Origin of the sequence: Herbiconiux sp. VKM Ac-2851 (assembly GCF_013205105.1) — a bacterium.
In the GTDB taxonomy this organism is placed as follows: domain Bacteria; phylum Actinomycetota; class Actinomycetes; order Actinomycetales; family Microbacteriaceae; genus Herbiconiux; species Herbiconiux flava.
This window is the reverse complement of sequence record NZ_JABMLJ010000002.1, coordinates 1,052,418-1,068,082: the sequence shown is the minus strand read 5'-3', so window position 1 is coordinate 1,068,082 and position 15,665 is coordinate 1,052,418. Positions and strand designations below refer to the sequence as shown.

Below are 15,665 nucleotides of genomic sequence, written 5' to 3'. Positions count from 1 at the left end.
CGGAGTGATCAGCTGGCGGAGCGGGACGCCAGCTCCGCGATCTTGTCGGGGCGGAAGCCCGACCAGTGGTCGCCGTCGTCGGTCATGACGACCGGAGCCTGCAGGTAGCCGAGCTCCTTGACGGTCTCGAGGGCCTTCTCGTCGACCGAGAGGTCGAAGATCTCGAACTCGAGACCCTTGTTCTCGAGGGCGCGGTACGTGGCTGTGCACTGGACACAGGAGGGCTTCGTGTAGACCGTGATTGCCATAGGTGCTGCACCTTTCTCGAACGATGAAAAAACGGGAAGATCTGTGTTCCTGCGGGCTGACCCGCGTTTCTGCGGGCTGTTCGCGCTGTTCTGGCGCGCTCCCCGACCCGGGAGTTCAATACTACATCTAGTTGTCGTACCTGGCGAGCACCCCTAGATGAAGTGTTACACCCGTGTAATTATCCACAGGCCGTCCACATCTGTGCACAGCTTTCACGACTACTCCTCCACAGCCTCTTCCGCGAAAAGACGCCACTTCGACCCCTCCTGTGGAGACAGCGGAGGAACTGGCCTGAGGATAACTTCGGCCACCGACATCGAGCGCGTCGGGCGTGTCGCGCCCTAGAGGCCCAGGTCGTTCAGCCAGTGCGACAGGATGCGCTGCAGAGCGGCCCGGTCATCAGCCGCCAGCCCGGCCAGCAGCCGCGCCTCGTTGGCCATGTGAGCGGTGAAGGCCTCGTCGATCAGCGCCACGCCGGAGGGGGTCAGCGCCACCACGCGGCGTCGGCCGTCGCCTCCCGCGGCTCGCCGCACGACCAGGCCGGCCGCCTCGAGCCGGTCGAGGCGCTTGGTCATCGCCCCGGTCGTGACCATGGTGTGCCCGGCGAGCTCGCTCGGCGCCAGCTCGAACGGACGGCCCGAGCGCCGGAGCGTCGCCAGCACGTCGAACTCGCCCTCGCCGAGGCCGAAGCGGGCGTAGACCTCGACGAGCTCGGCGGTGAGGTGCGCGGCGAGGCGGTGCACGCGGCCGATCACGCCCTGCGGCGAGACGTCGAGGTCGGGACGTTCGCGGCGCCACGCCGCCTGGATCTCAGAGACGCGGTCGGCGGGTTCGGGACTTGCCATGCCTCGACTATAGCTTCCCGGGAAGCTATAGTCGCTTCCATGGAAGCTAAATGGCGCTGGATGCTGCTGACGGCCCTCGCGCCGATCGCGTGGGGGTCGAACTACTTCGTGACGCGGTGGTTCCTGCCCGACGACGCCCCGCTCTGGGGTGCCGTGCTCCGGGCGCTGCCGGCCGGCCTCCTGCTGCTCGCCGTGATGCGGGAGCGGCCCCGCGGCGACTGGTGGTGGAAGTCCGCGGTGCTCGGCGTGCTCAACGTGGGCGCCTTCTTCGTCCTGATCTATGCGGCTTCGCAGCTGCTGCCGACGAGCACCGCGTCGACGCTGATGGCGTCGTCGGCGGGGGTGCTGATGCTCGTGGCGTGGCCGCTCCTCCGCGAACGGCCGCGGGCCGCGGGACTGCTCGGGGCCGCCGTCGGCATCGGCGGGGTGGTGCTGATGCTGGGCGGCGGCCTCAGTGGCGCCGGCGGGGCCGGGGCGGGCGGGGAGCTCGGGCTCGGGGTGGCGGCGTCGCTCGGCGCGATGGCGATGTCGTCGGTGGGGTTCGTGCTGACCAAGAAGTGGGGCGGGGGCATCCGGGTGCTCTCGCTGACGTCGTGGCAGCTGGTGGCGGGTGGGCTCGCGGTGCTGCCGGTGGCCCTGCTGCGGGAAGGCCCGCCGCCGCCGCTCGACGGGCCGGCCTTCGCGGGGTTCGGCTATGTCTCGCTCGTGGCCACGGCACTCGCCTTCGCGGCCTGGTTCACGGGGCTGCGGCATCTGCCGGCCGGATCGGTGGGGCTGATCGGGCTGCTGAACCCGGTGACGGGGGTGCTGCTCGGAACCCTGCTGGCCGGCGAGGCGTTCGGGCCGGCGCAGGCCGTGGGCACGGCGCTGGTGCTCGGCGGGGTGCTGATCGGGCAGCGTCCACTCCTGCTCAGGAGGGCTCGTGTTAAAGGTATGAGACGGGATGTCCCGTCGGGTGGCGCGGGCGACACGGCGTCGGATAGGGTCGCGTCACCGAACTGAGATGAGGTCGTCCGTGACGAGTTGTGTGCTTGCCGCCACCGGTTTCGAGTCCTGGCCGCTGCTGCTGGCCCTGGGGCTCCTCGCCATCGGCGGGGGAACAGCCGCCTGGCTGCTGCTCGGGCGCCGCGCCGGCCGTGGAAAGACGGCGGCGTTCGCCGCGATCCCGCTGCTCGTGCTCGCCCTCGTCGCCTCGGGCGGCTTCGCGCCGGCTCCGGCGAGCGCCGCGGCTCCGTGCCCTCCCGGTTCCACGCCGTCGCCGATGCCGAGCACCCCGGCTCCGATCATCACGCCGACGGCCACCCCCTCCCCCGTCGACTACCAGCCCGGAGCGGCCGGCATCGGCGACGCGTACTTCCCGCTCGACGGCAACGGCGGCTACGACGTGCAGCACTACGATCTCGACCTCGCCTACGCCCCCGACACCGACGTGCTCTCGGGCACGGCGACGGTCACCGCGCTGGCGACGCAGAACCTCTCGGCGTTCAACCTCGACTTCGACACCCGCGCGGTCGACGGCACCGACTACATCACGATCTCGGCCGTCACGGTGAACGGCCAGGCCGCCGACTGGAGCCTCGCGTCCACGCAGATCAGCGACGTGACCGGGCAGCCGCAGGCCGCGGGTTCGACCGACGGCGACGCGACTCCGCCGCGCACGGAGCTCACGGTCATCCCCCTCGCCGGGATCGACACCGGGGCGACCATCACGACGACGGTCGCCTACAGCGGGGTGCCGATCGAGATCTCCGACGCGTTCGGCCCCGCCGGCGTGTTCGCCACCCCCACCGGCGCGGTCGTCGTCGGGCAGCCCCGCGTCGCCGCGAGCTGGTTCCCGTCGAACGACCACCCCTCCGACAAAGCGACCTTCTCGACCCGCATGACGGTTCCCGAGGGCCTTCAGGTGGTCGGCAACGGCCGGCTGGCCGGTCAGAGCACCGCGAACGGGCAGACGACGTTCGACTGGGAGATGGAGCAGCCGATGGCCACCTATCTCGCCACGGCGACGCTCGGTGACTACACGGTCACGAGCGAGACCGGCGCCGACGGCATCACCTACTACGACGCGATCGACCCGACGCTCTTCGACCGCGACGTCGACGGCACCCCGGGCGTGAAGGTCGGCGACGTGGCGAAGACCATCTTCGAGAGCGAGCCCCAGGTCATCTCCTTCCTCTCGCAGTACTTCGGCGACTACCCGTTCTCCGAGGCGGGCGGGCTCGCCATCGGCTACATCGGCGAGCACGTCGACCCCGACACCGGCGAGACCGTGCAAGACGACCTGCCCTACGCGCTCGAGAACCAGACGCGGCCGATCTACCCGGCGTGGGCGTTCCCGGCCGATGCCGACCCGAGCGTGGTCGTGCACGAGCTGGCCCACCAGTGGTACGGCGACAGCCTGTCGATGCAGCGCTGGTCGGACATCTGGCTGAACGAGGGCTTCGCCACCTACGCCGAGTGGCTGTGGGCCGCCGAGCACGGCGGACCGAGCACGCAGGAGGCGTTCCAGGACGCCTACGACTCGATCCCCGGGACGAGCTCGTTCTGGCAGACCGTCGTCGCCGATCCCGGTGCCGCCGGCATCTTCGACGGAGCGGTCTACACCCGCGGAGGCATGACGCTGCAGGCGCTCCGCACCGAGGTGGGCGACGCGGACTTCTTCGCCATCCTGAAGGGCTGGGCCACCGAGCACGCGGGCACCGCGGTCTCGACCGAGCAGTTCGTCGCCTACGCCGAGCAGGTCTCGGGCGACGACCTCACGGCCTTCTTCGACACCTGGATCTACTCGGCGGGCAAGCCCGCCCTCGACTGATCGTCACGGGTCCTGACGACGAAAGGCCCTCCCCGTCACGGGAAGGGCCTTTCGCGTCACTGCTCCGTGAGTCAGGCCGGGAGGCCGAGCACGCGGGCGAGGTAGGGATTGCGGAAGCGGTGCGCGGGGTCGCGCGACTCCGCGAGGGCCGCGAAGTCGGCGAGGTGCTCGTACTTCGGCGCCAGCTCGGCCGCGTCGAGCGTGAACCACTTGCCCCAGTGCGGCCTCACGTCGAACGGAGCGAGCGCCGCCTCGAGCGACGGCAGCAGCTCCCGCACCTCGGTGGGGTGCGACTTCCAGGTGAAGTGGATCGCGAGGCTGTCGCGTCCGAACACCGGGCTGAGCCAGAGGGCGTCGGCGGCGATCGTGCGGAGCTCCGTCACCAGGAGGTGGGGGCGGAGGCGGTCGCCGAGGGCGCGCACGGCCAGGAGGGCGGCCCGCGCATCCGCCCGGGAGACGAAGTACTCGGTCTGGATCTCGTCGCCCGCGCTGGGCGTGACGTCGGCGCGGAAGTGCGGCAGCCGCTCCGACCACGGCCCGGGCACGCCGCCCTGCACGGTGGTGTTGTCGAGGTCGTCGCCCGCGGGCGACATCACCTTCGACCCGGCCGGCCGCGCCCCGAAGAACGAGTCGGCGTACGCGAACGGCGCAGAAGCCGTCGACGAGGCCGGAGTAGCCGAGGTCGAACCCGCACCGGAGCCGACGCCGTCGAGCCGCGTCTTCACCCACGCCTGCTTGAACCCTGCGTCGCCCCAGTCGCCGAACAGGCTCACGCTGTACGCGGCGGCCATGATCTCGTCGAAGCCGTCGAGCGCGGCCTCCCACGAGAGGTCGACGAAGATGTCCTGCCGCACCTGGTAGCTCGGCTGGATGTCGAGGGTCACCTGCGTGACGATGCCCAGCGCCCCGAGCGCGACGACCGAGCCCTCGAAGCCCTCGTCGCCGCGCGCGATGCGCACGAGCGATCCCGCGCCGTCGACGTACTCGAGGGCGGCGACCGCGGTCGACAGGCTGCCGTTGCCGACGCCGGAGCCGTGGGTGCCGGTCGCGATGGCGCCGCCGATGGAGATGTGCGGCAGCGATCCGAGGTTGTGCAGCGCCCAGCCGCGCGGCTCGAGGAACGCCGCGAGCGCCGCGAAGCGGGTGGCCGCGCCGACGGTCACCGTGCGGTCCGACTCCGAGAGCACGGGCTCCTCGTCGCCGAACAGCGCGTCGACCGAGACCAACACGCCCGGGCTGTCGGCCACGTCGTTGAAGGAGTGCCGCGAGCCGAGCGCCCGCAGCCGCGGCGACGACTGCAGGAGCGACACGAGCTCGTCGAGCGACGACGGACGGAGCAGGGCCGAGGCCCCGTACTCGTAGCTTCCGGCCCAGTTCGGCCCGACCGCGCTCATGCCCGCCCCGCTCAGCGCCGCGGCAGCGCGCGGTCGAGGTCGGCGATCAGGTCGTCGACCGACTCGATGCCCACCGAGAGGCGGATGACGTTCTCGGGCACCTCGAGCGCCGTGCCCTTCACCGACGCGTGCGTCATCTCGGACGGGTACCCGATCAGCGACTCGACCCCGCCGAGCGACTCGGCCAGCTGGAACACGGTCGTCGACTCGGCGAACTTGCGCGCCGCCTTCGGTCCGCCCTTCAGCGCCAGCGAGATCATGCCGCCGAACGACTTCATCTGCCGCTTCGCCAGCTCGTGGCCGGGGTGATCCGGCAGGCCCGGGTAGAACACGGTGTCGAGCGCCGGATGCCCGACCAGGTGCTCGGCGATGGCCTGCGCATTGGCGGAGTGCCGGTCCATCCGCACGGCGAGCGTCTTGATGCCGCGAACGGTGAGCCACGCATCCATCGGCCCGCTGACCCCGCCGGAGGCGAACTGCAGGAAGCGGATCTTCTCCTCGAGCGCGTCGTCGTTCAGCACCACGGCGCCGCCGAGCACGTCGGAGTGACCGCCGAGGTACTTGGTGGTCGAGTGCACGACGACGTCGGCGCCGAGGGTGAGCGGCTGCTGCAGGTACGGCGAGGCGAAGGTGTTGTCGACCACGACGAGGGCGCCGGCCGCGTGGCCGATCTCGGCCAGCTCGGCGACGTCGCTGATCTTCATCAGCGGGTTGGACGGGGTCTCGAGCCAGAGCAGTTTCGTTCGGCCGCCGGTGACGGCCTTCGAGACGGCCGAGAGGTCGCTCATCTCGACGACGACGTTCTCGACGCCCCACTTGCCGTGGATGCGCTCGATCAGGCGGTGCGTGCCGCCGTAGACGTCGTTGCCGAGCACGATGCGGTCGCCCGGCTCGAGCAGGGCGCGCAGCAGCGCGTCTTCCGCGGCGAGGCCCGAGGCGAACGAGAGGCCGTGCTTGGCGCCCTCGAGCGAGGCGAGCAGCGTCTCGAGCGAGGTGCGCGTCGGGTTGCCGCCGCGGGAGTACTCGTAGCCGTTGCGGAAGCCGCCGATGCCGTCCTGCACGTAGGTGGAGGTCAGGTACACGGGAGGGATGATGGCGCCGGTGGTGGGGTCGAACTCCTGGCCGGCGTGGATGGCGCGCGTCTCGAACGCGTCGGTGTTCTTGGCCATGATGGCTCCTTACTGAAGGGGAAGACGGGAGTAGGGGCTCACGCCTCGGCGAGGAAGGTGAGCAGGTCCTGGCGCGTGATCACCGAGACGGGCTTGCCGTCGTCGGAGACCAGCAGCGCGCTGGACTGGGTGAGGGCCTGACGGGCGGCCGAGACGGGCTCGTTCGCGCCGATCAGCGGGAGAGCGGGGGCGACGAGGCCCGCCACGGTGTCGGTCATGCTCGCCTGGCCGCCGAAGACCCGGTCGAGCAGGCTCTGCTCGTCGAGCGATCCCACGACCTCGCCCATCACCACGGGCGGCTCGGCGGAGAGCACGGGCAGCTGCGACACCCCGTACGTCGCCATGATCTCGATCACGTCGTGCACGGTGTCGGCCGGATGCGCGTGCACGAGCGCGGGCAGCTCCCCGCTCTTGCCCTTGACGATGTCGCGCACCGTCGCCCCGGCAGGGGAGTCCGTGAAGCCGTAGCTGCGCATCCACTTCTCGTTGAAGATCTTGCCCAGGTAGCCGCGGCCGCCGTCGGGGAGCAGCACGACGACCACCGCGTCGGCCGGCAGCTCGCGGGCCGCCTCGAGCGCCGCCGCGACCGCCAGGCCGCTGGAGCCGCCGACGAGCAGGCCCTCTTCGCGGGCGAGGCGGCGGGTCAGCTCGAAGGAGGTCGCGTCGCTCGCCGCGATGATGCGGTCGACGACGGTGCCGTCGTAGGCGGTCGGCCAGAAGTCCTCGCCGACACCCTCGACGAGGTACGGCCGACCCGTGCCACCGGAGTAGACCGAGCCCTCGGGGTCGGCGCCGATGATCTGCACGGCTCCCCCGGAGACCTCCTTGAGGTAGCGGCCGACGCCGCTGATCGTGCCACCGGTGCCGACGCCGGCGACGAAGTGCGTGATCTGCCCCTCGGTGTCGCGCCAGATCTCGGGGCCGGTGGTCTCGTAGTGGCTGAGCGGACCGTTCGGGTTGGAGTACTGGTTCGGCTTGAAGGCCCCGGGGATCTCTCGGGCCAGGCGGTCGGAGACCGAGTAGTAGGAGTCCGGGTCCTCGGGCGCCACGGCCGTCGGGGTGACGACGATCTCGGCGCCGTACGCGGTGAGCACGTTGCGCTTGTCCTCGCCGACCTTGTCGGGCAGCACGAACACGCAGCGGTAGCCGCGCTGCTGCGCCACGAGGGCCAGGCCGATGCCGGTGTTGCCCGAGGTGGGCTCGACGATCGTGCCGCCCGGCTTCAGCAGGCCGTCGCGCTCGGCAGCGTCGATGATGCGGGTGGCGATGCGGTCCTTCGACGACCCGCCCGGGTTGAGGTACTCGACCTTCGCGAGCACGGTGGCCCGGATGCCCTCGGTGACGCTGTTGAGCTTCACGAGCGGGGTGTTGCCGACGAGGTCGATGACGCTGTTCGCGTACTTCATTGCTGTGTCCTTGATGGGGCTCGCAGCCGCTACGTGCTCAGATTCGCACGGCGCGCGCTGGTGAGCGGCGGCTTCGGGGCTGTGACGAACCTAGTCTGCGAGAAGGGTCGTCGCTCAGCGACGACAACAGAGGAGATTCACGAACACCCCTCCACTGTAGCCCATGGCGCCCGCACCGCGGCCGGAGAGTCAGCCCCCTGGGCAGACGTCCAGGCGCTGCACCCCCGCAGTCAGACCGGCCTCGCCGCCGAGCAGAGTGATCCGGCTCACGCCCAGGGCGCCGAGGGCCGAGCGGGTCGCCCCCGGCAGGCAGTCCGGCGGCACGACGAGCACCGGCAGGCCGAGCGGGGAGCCCGAGAGGGCGTCGGGGAAGGTGCGGCCGGTGGCGAGCAGCGCCCGGTCGGCCGCGTCGACGAAGTGGGCGACGACGGCGATCGAAGTGGCGTAGCGATCGGCGCCGGCGAGCCGGGTGACGGGCGCGATGCCGCCCGCGTCGGCCGCGAGCCCCGCGGAGACCGACAGCTCGCCGCCCACGACGACGAGGCGGGTGACACCGAGGCGCTCGAGCACGGCCCGGGTGGCGGCGTCGAGCGACCCCGCGCGGCCGTCGACGAGCAGCACGGGGCTCTGCCCGGCGACGGCGGCTCCGGCCGACAGGGCGTCGGGGAAGTCGGTGCCGGTGGCCAGCACGGCGGTCGAGGCGCCGTCGGGGAACGCCGCCTCGGCGACGCTCCGGGAGACGGCGAAGCGGTCGGGTCCGCCGATGCGGGTCACCTCCGCGCCGGTGGCGGCGAGCTGCTCGGCGACGGCCGGGCCCACGCTCAGCGGGCCGCCCACGACGACGACCCGTTCGGGATCGAGGCGCGTGATCTCGGCGACCACCGCATCCGGAAGCCGGTCGGACCGGGTGAGCAGCACCGGAGCCCGGTCGCGTGCGGCCGCCGGTGCGGCGGAGAGCGCGTCGGGGAAGACCGCTCCCGAGGCGACGTACACGGTGTCGGCTCCGTCGGGGAAGGCCTGGCGCGCGACGGCGGCCGAGACCACGAACCGGTCGGCGCCGCCGATGCGGTCGACGACGGGATCGACTCGGGGCACGGCGGCGATGGTGACGTCGGCGTCGGAGAGGTCGAAGAAGTAGTTGTCGACGGCGTCGACGCGGATGCGCACCGCGGAGCTGGCGACGTTCGGCACGGTCACCGTCTCGCTGCCGTCGTTCGCGGTCGCGTCGGCGAGCACGGTGTCGAAGCTGCGGCCGCCGTCGGTCGAGAGACGGATGCGCACCGTCGGAGCGAGGCCGGCCCGGTCGGTGCCGTTGACGGACCAGGTGACGGCGGTCGTCGCTCCCCCGCGCAGCACCTCGGTGGCGTCGCCCTGGCTGGTCACGAGGAACGGCCCGGCGTCGCGTGCGAGGGTGAGCCGCACGTCGTCGTGGGCGACGCCGCCGCCCGCCGGGTCCTGGTCGCGCGCGGTCACCCGGAAGTCGAGGGCCCCGTCATCGGCGTAGGCGGCCGTCGGCAGCGATTCCGAGTGGCACTCGAGCGCGGCGATGCCGGTGAGGGCGGGGTCGCAGGCGCCGGTTCCGGCGTTCGTGGCGCCGCCGAGGATCTGCTCGAGGTCGGGGATCGTCCGACCCGGATCGGTGCCGACGGGGTTCTCGCCCGGCGAGGAGTACTGCCGTGTCGCGTCGGTCCCGACGGCGGCGTAGCGGCCGAAGACACGCACGAGCGGGCCGGCCGTCTTGGCGCCGTCGGAGAGGGCACGATCGGGGTCGCCGACGTCGTTCTGCTCCCAGAGGTAGCCGAGCGGGTCGCCGTCGGGATCGGAGCCGTCGGCGACGAGGGTGAACGGGGTCTGCAGCGGCAGTTCGCGGTCGGGCGGAGCCGTGACGACCGGAGCGCGGTTGCCGGATGCGGTGGCGGGCAGCCGGGCAAGCGTGCGCTGGATCTCGGCGATGCTGGCCTGCGAGAAGTAGGGGTCGCTGTGGGGCTGCAGGTCGTTCGCGCCGCAGATCCCGGCGTAGGCCATCACGGTCGATCCGGAGCCGGGCTCCACGGCGGTCGCCCCGCTGCTGCCGCCGCAGGCGTTGAAGGTGTGGCTTCCGCCGAACTGGTGGCCGAGCTCGTGCGCCACGTAGTCGACGGCGAAGCCGTCGCCCACCGGGTTCGGGTCGCCCGTGCATCCGCCGCCCTTGACGAAGGGCAGCCCGACCTCGGCGTAGCCCGCCAGGCCGCCACCGGCGACACCGAGCAGCAGATGACCGACGTCGTAGCCGTCGACACCGAGCAGGCGCTCGAGCGCGGCGCTGTTCTGGTCGAGGCTCGCCTGACCGCAGGTGGCGAGGGCCGGGGTGGTGTAGCCGGCGGCCTCGGCCTTCTCGACGGTGTCGAAGTTCAGCCGGTCGGTGCCGTCGGCGAGGGTCAGGTGCACGCCGAGGTCGTCGTTGAACAGGCCGCCGACGCGGGTCACGATCGAGACCTTGGCGGCGAGCACGGCGTCGCTGCCGTAGAACGCGGCGAAGCTCGGGTCGCTGGCGAACGCGACGCGCACGGTGCGGAGTGGGACGTCGGCGCCGGGGGCGGGGGCCGCGGCCTCCTGCGCGATCGCGTCCGGCTCGGCCGTCTGCGGGGCTTCGGGCTCGACGAGCGCCGACCGCTCGTCGCGCAGGGCGCCGGCCGGGTACGACACCGACGTCGACGCGTCCCCGCGCAGCGCGGGATCGAGGTACCAGGCCGTCGTCGACCCGTCGGCGCTGCGCACCGAGGCGTGCAGGCCGAGCGGCGAGAGGTCGGCGCGCACGCTCAGGCCCGGGTCGTCGATGCCGCGGCCGGCGACGGCGACGATCTCCGGATGCGCGGCCGCGAGTTCCGGCTCCATCACCGTCAGCGGCTGCACCGCGAAGCGCACGAGCTCCCCGTTCGGGTCGGGCAGCTCGAGCTCGGTGGGCGCTGCGCCGGCGCGACGGCTCACGGTGCCCTGCAGCAGCGCGGACAGCGCGTCCACGTCGAGCCGGAACGGGGCCGCCTCCTCGGGTTCGACGAGCGGGTCGCCCGGCCCGACCTCGGTCAGCGGCGTCCACAGCTCGTCGGCCGCCTCGGCCGGGGCGGCCTCGGCCGGGCCCGCGCCCACCGGATTCGCGCCCACCAGCGCGACGGCGAGCACGAGCCCGACGAGGGTCCTCATCGGCTGACCGGGCAGGCGGCCAGCGACTCGACGGCCTTCGTGAGCACGGTGGTTCCGCCGAGCAGGGTGACCTGCGTGGCGCCGAGGGCGGTGATCTGCGTCAGGGTCTCGGCCGGGATGCAGTCGGTCTGCACCGTGAACAGCGGCGCATCCACCGCGGGGGCGAACGCCGAGCCCGAGAGGGCGTCGGGGAAATTGGCTCCCGTGGCCAGCACGACCCGGTCGGCCTTCTCGACGAAGAACGCGTTGATGGCCCTGGACGAGCCGTACCGGTCCTCGCCGCCGAGACGCGTGACGTCGGCGAGCTTCGCCGCGGCGGTCTCGACACCGGCCGAGACCGCGTCGGTTCCACCGGCGATCACGATCGTCTTCACGCCCAGCTCCGTCAGCAGCGCCGTGGTGGCGCTGTCGAGGGAGGAAGCCGTGCCGTCGATCAGGACGACCGGGCCGGTGCCCTTCACCGCAGCTCCCGCCGACAGGGCGTCGGGGAAGGTGCGGCCGGTGGCGAGCACCGCCACCTCGGCGCCGTCGGGGAAGGCCGCCGCGGCGACGCTCCGCGACGCGGCGAACCGGTCGGCGCCACCGATGCGGGTGACGTCTCCGATCGTGCCGAGCTCGGTCTCGACCTTCTTGCCGACCGCGTCGGTTCCGCCGACGATGACGATCTTCGACGGGTCCAGCCGCTTCAGTTCGGCCAGCACCGGTGCCGGGATGCGGTCACCCAGGGTGAGCAGCACCGGCGCACCGGCGATGGTCGCCGCCGGGGCTGCCGAGAGGGCATCCGGGAACGCCTGACCCGACGCGATGTAGACCGTGTCAGAACCGGACGGGAACCCGGCCGCCGACGTCGCCGCCGACACCGCATACCGGTCGGCCCCCGCGATGCGGTCGACCGTCGGTGCCACCAGCGGCTGCCCGACGAGCGGAGACACCCGGATGGCGTCGATGTTCGGCGCGTACCTCGACCGCAGCAGCACGCCCGGGAACGTGTCGGAGATGTAGCTCGTGCCGTCGAAGCTCGGTGCCTCCTGCGAGGTGAACCGGATGCTGTTCGCGCCCGCCTCGAGGTCGACCATGATCGTCTGCTCCCAGAACTCGTTCTCGTGGAACGAGTGCGGGAAGAGCACCCGGAACGCCGGCGCCCCGTTGACCGAGATGTCGGCGGGCCTCGCCAGGGGATCGGGGTTGTAATGCGTCGCCGGCGACTGCTCCTCGTTGGAAAAGCGCACGGTGAGGGCGTAGCGTCCGGCTTCCGGCACGGCGACCGCGTCGAAGGTGAGCGCGCTGTCGTTGCCGGGCAGGCCTCCGACTCCGGTCACGGCCGCGCCGCCCTGCGCACGGGAGAGCGGTGTCGCGACGGCGGTGCCGGCGAGGGTGGCGTCCTCGGCCTGGTACTCGGTGGGTCTCGGCGCGTCCACGGGTGTGATCGCGAGCCGGTCGAGCAGGAGCGTTCCGCCGGTGCCGGTGACCGTCAGCTTGTTCACCCCTCCGACGAGGAAGAGGTCCCGGCTCACGCTGTCGCCGAGCGTCCCCACGTCCTCGCCGTTCACCGAGAGCGAGGCGGTACCGCCACCGAGCGTCTCGACGTCGACGGTCGACAGGGCGTCGGCTGCCGAGTACACCCAGAAGGTCGCCGACTGCCCCTCGGCGAGCCGGGCCACGCCCGAGGCCGAGACGCCGGTCTGCGTGTAGTCGAGGGTGCCGCCGTCGAGGCTCGCGTACTCCGCCTCGTAGAGCCGGTCGGCCGCGGCCGGGTTCGGCAGCGAGAGGTCGATGCGGTCGACGATGGCGTCGCCCTTCGTTCCCCGCGTGCCGTCCCGGCTGGTGGCCGAGAGGCGGATGGTGTGGGTTCCGGCGGTCAGCTCGACCCGGGTGTCGGCGTGATCCCAGACCACCCACTTGTAGCCCAACGGGAGGAAGATCTCCTGCTCCGCGCCGCCGTCGACGGTGACGAAGACGTTGGTCGGGCCCTGCTCCTGCACCAGGTCGTAGGTGTTCAGGGAGTTCGCGAAGACGCTGAGGTCGTAACGACCGTCGCTCGGCACGTCGACGCTGAAATCGAGCGAGACGTCGGAGCCGGTGCGCAGACCCCCCACGTCGTAGCCACCGGAGGTGTAGAACTCCCCCTGACGGGTGGGCGAGCCCTCGGGGCCGTTCACGCTGTAGCCGGTGCCACTGTGCGCGGCGGCCTCGGCCTCGTAGCCGGCGCCCCACAGCGACGGCGGCACGGCCGGTGAGCTCGTCCCGACGCCGGGAGTCAGCACGATCTCGTAGGCCGACGACTCGTCGAGGGCGGGCAGGGAGCCCCCGAAGTCCAGGGTGACCGCTCCGTTCACCACCGGGAGGTCGAGCTCGGCGACGACCGCCGGGCCGGAGGAGTCGCCGATCTGGCCGGTCCAGTCGATCCGGTCGACGGCGGCATGCACCGTCTCACCGAACAGCTCGGTGTCGACATCGGTGAACGACACCGTCGCCCCGCCGCTCTTCCCGCCGAGGATCGCGCGGGCCTGAGCCTTGTTCTCGTCGAGCGTCGCGAGACCCTGAAGCGTGTAGCTCTGGCCCGGGAACGGGGGCGTGACCGACACGGTGTGGCCCGACATCTGCGAGTAGGCGTTCAGCAGCCACCACTGGCCGTTGCCGCGGTTGGACTGCACCGCGGAATCGCTGAGGTTGCCGTCGATGTTCCAGTAGGCGATGTCGGCGTCGACTTTCGAGTCCTCGATCGCCGAGACCCACTGGATCATCTGGCCGGGAACGGAGGTGTGGTAGTTGAAGGCGTACTCGTTGATGTTGATCGGCAGCTCGGTGCCCGCGAACGGACTGCCATCGAAGGCCCGCTGCTCCATCGCCCGATACCGGGGGACGTTGGCGCGGATGTTCGCGGGGTCGCTCAGTTCGTGCCACGTCATCACCTGCGGCACGGTGCCGGCGGCGACGGTGTGGGCGAGAAAGCCCTCGACCTGATCGAACAGCACGCTCGTGTTCGGGCCGGCGATGCGGGCCTCGGGCAGCTCGGCCTTGATCAGCCGGTACGTGCTGTCCCAGGCGGCGAAGTAGTCGGTCGGGTCGTCGAGCCAGCTGGTGCCGTCGTAGCTCCACTCCCCCGTTCCGAACATGTTGCCCTCCGGTTCGTTGAAGGGCACGAAGACGATGTTGTCCTGGTACTCGGCCGGGAGCTGCTTCACCTGGGCGACCTGCGCCGCCTGCTTCGCCTGGAAGTCGGCGAGCTTCGCTTCGGGGGTGTCTCCCGGCCACTCGTACGGGAACCCCCGGTAGATGTCGGTCATGTAGATGTAGACGTCGCCGTCGGTCGCGTCGGCGAGCGGCTTGACCACCTCGAGGGCGTCCGCTCCCGGATGCTGCGGGCCGTCCTGGGCCTTCGTCGAGACCGTCCGCAGGTTCATGCCCTCGATCAGGTTGTCGCTCGGCACCCCTTCGCCGTACAGGCCGTAGAGAGTGCCGGAGGCGCCGCCGTGGAAGGCGCCGGTGTCGCTGCCGAGATCGATCGACAGGCTCCCGCCGTCGCGAACGGTGACGCGGGCGGTCACCGCTCGGCCGGCGGCGGTCCCGTCGACCGTGAACGTCCCGACCGCGGCGTAGTCCGCAGGGTCGACCGCGTTCCAGTCGATCGGCACCGCCCGGTCGTAACCGTCGCTGAACGACCCGGCCGCTGACGGCGGCAGGGCGGGGGCGTCACCCGTCGTGGTCTGCACCTCGAAGGCGGTGCGGGGGATCGCGGTCAGCGTGGGAACGGTTCCACCGCTGATCCGGCCGACCTCGTCGGCGGTGAGGGCGGAGGAGTAGACGGCGAAGTCGTCGACCGCTCCGGCGAAGAGCGGGTCGGGATAGAGCGACCGCCCGATGTAGCCGCCCCGTTCCGAGGTCGCGGTGAGCAGCTGGGAGGCGTCGACCGTGGTGCTGGTCGAGCCGATCGCCGCCCCGTCGAGGTAGGTGGTGAGCCGGTCGGAGCCGCCGTCCAGCACCACCGTCACCGTCTTCCAGGAATTGCCCGGCAGGGCCGCCGAGCCGCGCACGATGCTCTCGGCGGAGCCGCCGCCGTTGACCGTGACGGCTGATCGCAGCTCCCCGTCACCGCTTCTCGGCGTGGAGAAGAGGTAGCGGCTCGTGTCGTTGCCGATTCCGAAGAGCCACTGCCAGGGCTGATCGATCGACTCGACCTTCACCCGGGCCGACACGGTGAGGTCAGTGCCGTCACCGATGAGAGCGGTCGGCAGTTCGACGAACGCCCCGTCGGCGTCGACCGCGCCGCCCGGCAGGACGATCGCCGACGAGCCGTCGGCCGCACCGGCCTCGACCGTCGCCGTCGCGGAGTTCACCAGGGTGGCGTCGTTGCCGTTGCCGGAGCTGTCGGTGACCGTGCCGTCCGAGAGCACGTCACCGTCGAAGTCATAGTGCGCGACCAGACTGTCGACGGGCGCTGCCGCGGGGGCGAGCGGGGCGGCCGAGACCGGCACCGCGAAAGCGGTGACGGTCAGCAGCGCGGCGCCGGTGAGGCCGAGGCCTGCGCGGCAGGCCGCTCGTGCCGCGCCCGCTCCTGGCCGACGGGACCGGTGGATTCCCGGGTGTGCTCTCATCAGGTGTCTCTCTCG

At 71.7% G+C, this 15,665-nt stretch carries 9 protein-coding genes; 2 read left to right on the top strand and 7 right to left on the bottom strand.

Annotation, left to right across the window (positions count from 1 at the left end; translation table 11 throughout):
* Nucleotides 1-8: 8 nt before the first annotated feature.
* A complete protein-coding gene (gene nrdH / locus HQQ85_RS11610) occupies nt 9-248 on the bottom strand; it encodes a glutaredoxin-like protein NrdH (protein WP_173182623.1) in 240 nt (79 codons plus the stop codon).
* 342 nt (nt 249-590) lie between these two features.
* Complete coding sequence (locus HQQ85_RS11605; RefSeq protein WP_173182622.1) at nt 591-1,094, bottom strand: MarR family winged helix-turn-helix transcriptional regulator; 504 nt, start codon at nt 1,092-1,094, stop codon at nt 591-593.
* Nucleotides 1,095-1,133: 39 nt separating this feature from the next.
* On the opposite strand from HQQ85_RS11605, the gene HQQ85_RS11600 reads away from it, so the two are divergent.
* Together HQQ85_RS11600 and HQQ85_RS11595 are read left to right on the top strand one after the other, a co-directional pair.
* Nucleotides 1,134-2,096, top strand: coding sequence for a DMT family transporter (locus HQQ85_RS11600; RefSeq protein WP_173182621.1), 963 nt, complete (start codon nt 1,134-1,136; stop codon nt 2,094-2,096).
* Between the two features lie 13 nt (nt 2,097-2,109).
* Nucleotides 2,110-3,906 (top strand): M1 family metallopeptidase, encoded by a 1,797-nt coding sequence (locus HQQ85_RS11595; protein ID WP_216851629.1) that lies wholly within the window; start codon nt 2,110-2,112, stop codon nt 3,904-3,906.
* A gap of 71 nt (nt 3,907-3,977) precedes the next feature.
* Here HQQ85_RS11595 and HQQ85_RS11590 read toward each other — a convergent pair whose 3' ends face one another.
* The 5 genes from HQQ85_RS11590 to HQQ85_RS11570 form a co-directional block, all read right to left on the bottom strand.
* Entirely contained in the window at nt 3,978-5,300 is a 1,323-nt protein-coding gene (locus HQQ85_RS11590; protein WP_173182620.1) for an FAD-binding protein, read from the bottom strand.
* A gap of 11 nt (nt 5,301-5,311) precedes the next feature.
* A complete protein-coding gene (locus HQQ85_RS11585; RefSeq protein ID WP_173182619.1) occupies nt 5,312-6,469 on the bottom strand; it encodes a cystathionine gamma-synthase in 1,158 nt (385 codons plus the stop codon).
* Between the two features lie 38 nt (nt 6,470-6,507).
* Nucleotides 6,508-7,875: a cystathionine beta-synthase gene (locus HQQ85_RS11580; RefSeq protein WP_173182618.1), complete on the bottom strand. Its 1,368-nt coding sequence runs from the start codon at nt 7,873-7,875 to the stop codon at nt 6,508-6,510.
* Nucleotides 7,876-8,064: 189 nt separating this feature from the next.
* The gene (locus tag HQQ85_RS11575; RefSeq protein ID WP_173182617.1) at nt 8,065-11,055 is read right to left on the bottom strand and encodes a cell wall-binding repeat-containing protein; all 2,991 of its coding nucleotides are present in this window, start codon (nt 11,053-11,055) and stop codon (nt 8,065-8,067) included.
* Nucleotides 11,052-15,650: a cell wall-binding repeat-containing protein gene (locus HQQ85_RS11570; RefSeq protein WP_173182616.1), complete on the bottom strand. Its 4,599-nt coding sequence runs from the start codon at nt 15,648-15,650 to the stop codon at nt 11,052-11,054. Before HQQ85_RS11570 ends, HQQ85_RS11575 begins: the two co-directional genes overlap by 4 nt.
* Between the last annotated feature and the right edge of the window lie 15 nt (nt 15,651-15,665).